This is a genomic window from Streptomyces capoamus, from assembly GCF_014654935.1.
In the GTDB taxonomy this organism is placed as follows: Bacteria; Actinomycetota; Actinomycetes; order Streptomycetales; family Streptomycetaceae; genus Streptomyces; species Streptomyces capoamus.
Genome location: NZ_BNBF01000005.1, coordinates 150,400 through 157,452, shown reverse-complemented (window position 1 = coordinate 157,452; position 7,053 = coordinate 150,400). Strand labels below are relative to the sequence as shown.

The window sequence follows — 7,053 nt, the reverse complement described above, 5'->3', positions numbered from 1 at the left end:
CCGCACGGCGGAAGCATCAAGGTGACCGGTGCCGAGGTGACGGAGCTGCGGGGCAGGCAGCTCGCGACGCTGCGCAGCCGGACGATCGGCACCGTCTTCCAGTTCGGGGAACTGCTGCCGGAACTCAGCCCGCTGGACAACGTGGCGCTGGCGGCGCTGCTGTCGCGTTCCGACCGTGCCGGCGGGTACCGCCGGGCACAGGAACTGCTGGACGAACTGCGCGTTCCGCGGGCCGAGACGACGGAGGAGCTCTCCGGAGGCGAGCACCAGCGCACCGCCGTGGCTCGTGCGCTCATCAACTCGCCGGAGCTGATCCTGGCCGATGAGCCCACCGGCTCCCTCGACCCCGACGCCACCGCTCGCATCGCGGAACTGCTCTTCGACCTCCCCCGGCGGCGCAGGTGCGCACTGGTGGTCGTGACGCACGATGTCGAGGTCGCCGCACGGGCGGACCGGGTGCTGCGCCTGGAGGCCGGTCTGCTGGTTCCCGCCCGGGCGGGGGAGGCGGTGCAGGCGTGAGCGGGGCCGGACACGGCGGCCTGTCCCGTCAGCTGCTGCGCATGGGGCGCGACGCCGGCCGGCGCGCGGAGTCCGCCGGCACCAGGGCCGCGGCTCTCGCGCTGTCGGCCTTCGCCGTCGCGGTGTGCCTGGGCCTGCTGGCGATGGTGCACGCCTCCTACGTCGGCAAGGAGGTGCGGCGCGAAGCCAGGACTCCGGTGGGGCAGACGGAGCGGACGCGGGACTCCCGGGCCACGTCGTGGCTGGTCGGCTCGGACGCACTGGCGGGGAAGCGGCTCTTCAGCGTCGTGTTCATGGCGCCGCAGACACCGGATGCCCCCCTTCCGCCAGGGGTGGAGCGCTGGCCGGGGCCGGGCGAGGCCGTTCTGTCCCCCGGTCTGCTCAGAGCCGGTGCCGCGGAGGGAATCGCCCGGCGTTACGGAAAACTCGCGGGCACGGTCGGGCAGGAGGGGTTGGACGACCCCGGAGAGTGGCTCGCCTACGTCCGGCCCGCCAAGGGCATGAAGGCACAGGCGCCGGTCGAGACCGTGGTCGGTTTCGGTCCCGGGGCAGGCACGCTCGCCGAGGGCCTGCAGCCGGGCACGGGGAGCGACAACGACAAACCCGAGTGGGTGTTCCAGGGCCTTGTCGTCGGCCTGCTGCTCGTGCCGAGTCTCGTGCTCCTGTTCACCGCGCTCCACGCCGGGGCGCACGGCCGCGATCGCAGGGGCGCCCTGGTCGACGCCCTCGGAGGACGCAGGCGCGACCGCGCGCTGATCGCCGTGGGGGAGGCGGTGCGACCGGTGGCGGCGGGAGCCCTCGCGTCGCTCCTGTTCTTCGCCCCGGCCGTGTTCGCCGACATCCGGGTCCCGTACGTCGACTACGTGACGTCGTCCGCCGATGTGCGTCGGCACGGCTGGCCGGTACTGCTGGTTCCGGTGGTCGTCATGCTGGCGGCGCTGGCCCTCGCCGTCATCAGCGATCAGCTGGCCGGACGGGTCAAGGGGACCCGGCCCACCAGCGCGAGCGGGTCACGCCGACAGCGCTGCCTCGCCCTCCTCAGCGCGCCGGCGATCCTGCTCGCCAGCCGCGGTCCCGAACTCGCCGGCGACAGCTCGCAGTACCGGACGTGGATCAGCTGGGCCGGTCTTGCCCTCGTCGTCCTCACCCTGCCGGCCGGAGTGGCGGTCGTCGTGGCCGGGCTCGGGGGAATCCTGGAGCGAACCGGGCGCCGACGGGGGTGGGCCGGTGCGCTGATCGCGGGCCGCCGCATCAGCCGTGACCCGGCGGCCACCGTCCGCCTGGTCACCGGTGTGACCGTCGCGCTGATCGTCTTCATGCAGGCCCTCGCCTGGCAGGCGATGTTCGGGACGTACAACGCGAAGACCGAGGAGGTCCTCGCCACCGTCGACAGGAACGTGGCCGAGATCGGCCCCAGGGGGGCGGTCTCCGCCAGGGAGACCGCCGGCTATCTCGGCTCCCTGCCCGCGGGCCATGTGCCGGTCGTCCTCGCGCCTCCCGCCGCCGCCGGTGACGGACCCGTCACGATCAGCGGAGGGTGCGTCGCTCTGCGGGCGCTCCGGCTGCCGTGTTCGCCCACACCGGCCCGCGTCGACGTCGTCCTCGACCGGCGCCTGCAGGAACTGCTCAGCTGGGACACGCAGGGCGGCACTCATCTGGAGGTGGTCCGCGCCGGCGACGCCGAGCTGGCCGAGCGGACCGTGCCGACCACCAACACCCTGGCGGTGGTGAGGGCTGACGGCGGCGTTCCCGCCGTCGCCGCTCTCAAGGAAGCCTCCTACCGCGCCTACTCCCGCGGGGCCCAGGTCCGTTTCCCCGGGGAGGAGTGGCTGGCCGCCGGCGTTCCGGACCGGGACCAGGGCCGGTGGATCCGGCTCTTCGGCGTCCTGGGGACGGGGATCCTCGTCCTCGCGATCGGCCTGAGCGCACAGGCCGAGTTCCTGCGCCGGGGTCGGGCACTGGCCCCGTTGACCGTGCTGACGGGCGGACACCGCGTCTTCCGCACCAGCGCGGCCTGGGGGATCGTCGCGCCGCTCACACTCGCGGCACTGGCCGGGTGCGTCGTCGGCGCCTGGACCGCGCGACCCGTCGCTCGGCCGGGAATGACCTACTTCGTCCCCGGGGACCTCATGGCGGCCGCCGTCATCGTGGTGCTCGCCGTGTCCGTCGTGATGGGTCTGTGGGCCGCTCGGATCGCCGGCCGGCAGGCACGCGGCTGGTGCCCCTAGTCGCCGCTTCCCGCCCTGCCCGGACCTCCGGTCCCCCCTCCTCCCCGGCCCCGACGACCGAGGCCCCCGCGGTCCGAGCGCGCCGGCACGCGCCGGTGAACCGGCCCGCCCCGCTCCCGCCGGTCGGGGCGCTCCTCCCGCACGCGGCCGGCGGGCCGGCGTCGGGCGTCTTCGCCACGCCCGACGCCGGCCCCGGCCGTTCTCCGCCATCCCAAGGATCTGAACGACGCCATGAGCTGCCGCCCGCCCATCCTGCGCCGCCGCCCGCCCAGCTGGCTGGTGCCGCTGCTGTGGACCGTCGCCCTCGGCCTGTGGGGGCTGTCCCGGCAGCACAGCGTGTGGCGGGACGAGGCCGCGACCTGGCAGGTGGCCCGGCGGTCCGCCGCCGACATCTGGCGCATGCTGGGCGAGATCGATGCCGTGCACGGTCTGTACTACCTGCTGATGCACGGGCTCTTCGCCTGCTTCGGGCCCGGAACCACGACCCTGCGCCTGCCCTCCGTGCTGGCCATGGCGGTGGCGGCGGCGTGCGTGACGGTCATCGGCCGCCGGCTGGCGGGCGGCTGGGCGGGTCTGGGCGCAGGGCTGGTGTTCGGGCTGCTTCCCGCGGTGCAGTTCCACCTCCAGGAGGGACGCCCGTACGCACTGGTCGCGGCGGGGGCCGGCGTCTCCACACTGCTGCTGGTCACCGCGGTGCAGGGACGCGCTCGGACACCGCACTGGGCGGCCTACGGGGGCACGGTCCTGCTGTGCGCGCTGCTCAACTGGCTGTCGCTGCTGATACTGCCGGCTCACGCGGCGACCCTGGCCTGGACGAGAGCGGGGCGCGCCACGTGGATCCGCTGGGCGGTGGCCGTCACGGCCGCCGTGGCAGCCGCCCTGCCGATGATCCTGTTCACCCTGACCCAGTCCCGGCAGGTGGCCTGGATTCCGCCGCTGACCTGGCACATGCTGATCGGCCCGGCGATCGTGCTGGCCGTCGGCGCTCTCGGGGCCCTGCTGGACCGGCCACGGACAGGACGGCCGTCACTGACGGCCGTCGCCCTGCCCTTGCTGGCCGTGCCGCAGGCCGGCCTGCTCGGGCTCTCCTTGGTCAAGCCGCTCTTCCTGGACCGTTACGTCCTGTTCAGCATGCTGGGCCTGGCCCTGCTGATCGGCGGGGCACTGGGTGCGGTGGCACGGATGACCAGGCCGCGGTTCCCCGGGGTGTCACGCCGGCTGGTGCCGGCCGCGGTCGCCGTGGCGGTGATCGCACTGTGGCCGCAGTCGCTGGCCAAGCGGTCCCCGGCCAGCCGCGTGGACGACGTCCTGGCGGTGGCGGCGGACGTGCGACAGCTCAAGAAGGACAAGGACGCGGTCGTCTTCGTCCCCGCGGCCCGCCGGGACACCGCGCTGGTTTCCCCCGCCGCGTTCGCCGGTCTGCGGGACATCGCGCTGGCGGAGAGTCCCCTGGCGTCCGGGACGCTGCAGGGCGAGGAGGCGAGTCCGGAGCGCATACGGACCGCGATGCTGGCGCAGCGGCGGATCGTGCTGGTCACCGATGCCTCCGAGGTCGCCCGGCCGGCGTCGACGGAGAAGGACAAGGCGAAGACCGCCGTCCTGGAGCAGCGCTTCGCCGTGGTGGCGGACCGGCAGGTCCGCGGACGGCGGGTGACGGTGTACGAGCGGCTCCGAGCGGACCGGTAGGGCGACCGGCAGGGCGTCGCGGGTGCCACCGCGGGAAAGCCTGAGGGGCCCGGACCGAATCATGATTCGGTCCGGGCCCCTCAAGCCCCGTACGAGCCCGTTGCTACGGGAGCTGCGCCGCCCGCGCCTCACGGTTCTCGCGCCGGTGGTCACGGAAGGTGTTCACCCGGCGCGCCGTGGCGAACAGCGGGATGGTCGCCGCCATCACGATCTGCAGCGCGCAGCCCATCTGCAGCAGCACCTGGCCGCCCGGCGCGTCGAAGGCCCACGCTGCCAGCAGACCCATGGCCGAAACGATCCAGCCCAGCACGGCCATCGCGAGGACGCCCCGCGGCTTCGGGTACTCGACCCGGCTCACCATCAGCCAGGCGGTACCGACGACCGCCAGCAGGGTCGCCTCGAACGGCAGCTCCAGCAGCACGATCGAGACGACCGTGAGCGCACCGAACGGTGAGGGCATGCCCTGGAACGTGCCGTTCTTCACGGTGATGCACGAGAAGCGGGCGAGCCGCAGCACCACCGCCAACAGCACCACGATCGCGCCCACCGCGGCGACACGCTCGTGCGCGTCCCTCGCGACCATGCCGTACACGAGCACGAAGTACGCGGGCGCCAGACCGAAGCTGATCAGGTCGGAGAGGTTGTCCAGCTCCGCACCCATCGGCGAGGACCGCAGCTTGCGGGCCACGAGGCCGTCGAACAGGTCGAACACCGCCGCGCACAGCATGAGGATGACGGCCGTGGCCGCGCTGTTGCGGGCCATGCCCGAGTCGTCGCCCGAGAGGTGCGGGATCAGGATGCCGGTGGTCGTGAAGTACACCGCCATGAAGCCGCACGTGGCGTTGCCCAGGGTGAGGGTGTCCGCTATCGACAGGCGGAGCGAGAGAGGCATCTCCTCCTCGTCGTCCGTCTCGTCGGCCTCGGGCACCCAGCCTGCCTGGGTTTCCGGATCAATCACGGTCAATGCGAGTCACCCCAGCCACGGTCTTCTGTCCGACCTCGACCGCGACCTCCACGCCCTCGGGCAGGTAGAGGTCGACACGCGAGCCGAAGCGGATCAGACCGATTCGGTCGCCCTGCTCGACCTTCGTGCCCTCCGGGATGTAGGGCACGATGCGGCGGGCCACCGCACCGGCGATCTGGATCATCTCGATGTCGCCGAGTTCGGTGTCGAAATGCCAGACTACGCGCTCGTTGTTCTCGCTCTCCTTGTTGAAAGCCGGAACAAAGCCGCCGGGGATGTGCTCGACCGACGTCACCGTGCCCGCCAGGGGCGCGCGGTTGACGTGGACGTTGAGCGGGCTCATGAAGATCGCGACGCGGGTACGCCCGTCCTTCCACGGCATGATGCTCTGCACCACACCGTCGGCGGGCGAGATGACCCGGCCCGTGGCGATCTCACGCTCGGGGTCGCGGAAGAACCACAGCATGCCCGCCGCGAGCGCGGTGGCGGGCACGGCCACGGCCTTGGCCGCACCCGAGCGACGGGCGCGGGCCAGGCTGAGGGCTGCGGTGGCGACGGTCGGGAGAAGCCACGGCGATGCTCCGCGCGCGAGGCGTGCGCCTACCAGGCTGTCGCGGTGTGCAGAGGTTTGGCTGTGGGGCATGGATGACCTTCGTAGCGGATGATGCCGCGCTCTGACGGGGGACGGCGGCTTTCCCGGGATCGTACCGGGCGCGGGCCACAACTCGGCAAGCCAGGAAGCCGAGTCGGCGGCCGGAGAGGGTCTACGGGGTGTGATCTTCTTCTCGAAGAAAACACCCCGTAACCGGACAATCAACCCTGGAATCGATACTCCTCGAGCAGCCTGCGGCCGATGATCATTTTCTGGATCTCGGCGGTACCTTCACCGATGAGCAGCATCGGGGCCTCACGGTAGAGGCGCTCGATCTCGTACTCCTTGGAGAAGCCGTAGCCGCCGTGGATCCGGAAGGCGTCCTCCACGACCTCCTTGCAGTACTCGGAGGCCAGGTACTTCGCCATGCCGGCCTCCAGGTCGTTTCGCTCCCCGGAGTCCTTTTTGCGGGCCGCGTTGACCATCATCGCATGCGCGGCCTCGACCTTGGTGGCCATCTCGGCCAGCTTGAACTGGATGGCCTGGTGCTGGGCGATCGGCTTGCCGAAGGTGTGTCGCTGCTGGGCGTAGCGGACGCCCAGCTCGAAGGCGCGCTGGGCGACGCCGCAGCCGCGCGCCGCCACGTTGACCCGGCCCACCTCGACGCCGTCCATCATTTGGTAAAAACCTCGGCCGGTGACCCCGCCGAGCACCCGGTCGGCCGGAACGCGCAGGCCGTCCATGATCAGCTCGGTGGTGTCGACGCCCTTGTAGCCCATCTTGTCGATCTTGCCGGGGATGGTGAGGCCCGGGCGGACCTCGCCGAAGCCCGGCTCCTTCTCGACCAGGAAGGTGGTCATCGACTTGTGCGGGGCCGTGCCCTCGGGGTGTCCTTCGTCACTGCGGACCAGGACGGCCACGAGCGAGGACGTGCCGCCGTTCGTCAGCCACATCTTCTGGCCGTTCAGGACGTACTCGTCGCCGTCCTTGACCGCCTTGGACGTGATCGCGGACACGTCCGAGCCCAGGCCCGGCTCCGACATCGAGAACGCGCCCCGGATGTC

Annotated in this window: 6 protein-coding genes; 3 read left to right on the top strand and 3 right to left on the bottom strand. The window is 72.0% G+C overall.

Going from position 1 to position 7,053, the window contains the following annotated elements:
- From IE312_RS10460 to IE312_RS10450, 3 genes are all read left to right on the top strand, one after another.
- On the top strand, positions 1 to 519 hold a 519-nt coding region (locus tag IE312_RS10460; protein WP_229899475.1), incomplete at its 5' end, for an ABC transporter ATP-binding protein.
- On the top strand, positions 516 to 2,747 hold the full coding sequence (locus tag IE312_RS10455; protein ID WP_189980550.1) for an ABC transporter permease: 2,232 nt from the start codon (positions 516 to 518) through the stop codon (positions 2,745 to 2,747). The genes IE312_RS10460 and IE312_RS10455, both read left to right, overlap by 4 nt.
- 231 nt (positions 2,748 to 2,978) lie before the next feature.
- On the top strand, positions 2,979 to 4,433 hold the full coding sequence (locus IE312_RS10450; RefSeq protein ID WP_189980549.1) for a glycosyltransferase family 39 protein: 1,455 nt from the start codon (positions 2,979 to 2,981) through the stop codon (positions 4,431 to 4,433).
- A gap of 103 nt (positions 4,434 to 4,536) precedes the next feature.
- Here the strand turns inward: IE312_RS10450 and pssA are convergent, their stop codons facing one another.
- The 3 genes from pssA to IE312_RS10435 all read right to left on the bottom strand — a co-directional run.
- Positions 4,537 to 5,397, bottom strand: coding sequence for a CDP-diacylglycerol--serine O-phosphatidyltransferase (gene pssA, locus IE312_RS10445; protein ID WP_189980547.1), 861 nt, complete (start codon positions 5,395 to 5,397; stop codon positions 4,537 to 4,539).
- A complete protein-coding gene (locus IE312_RS10440) occupies positions 5,384 to 6,040 on the bottom strand; it encodes a phosphatidylserine decarboxylase (protein ID WP_053709479.1) in 657 nt (218 codons plus the stop codon). The genes pssA and IE312_RS10440 overlap by 14 nt, the downstream gene beginning before the upstream one ends.
- 170 nt (positions 6,041 to 6,210) lie before the next feature.
- A partial coding sequence (locus IE312_RS10435) for an acyl-CoA dehydrogenase family protein (RefSeq protein WP_229899472.1) occupies positions 6,211 to 7,053 on the bottom strand: 843 nt, incomplete at its 5' end.

Excerpts from the sequence above, each read along its gene's own strand:
- IE312_RS10440 (WP_053709479.1), bottom strand. The coding sequence starts at position 6,040 with ATGCCCCACAGCCAAACCTCTGCACACCGCGACAGCCTGGTAGGCGCA.
- IE312_RS10450 (WP_189980549.1), top strand. The coding sequence starts at position 2,979 with ATGAGCTGCCGCCCGCCCATCCTGCGCCGCCGCCCGCCCAGCTGGCTG.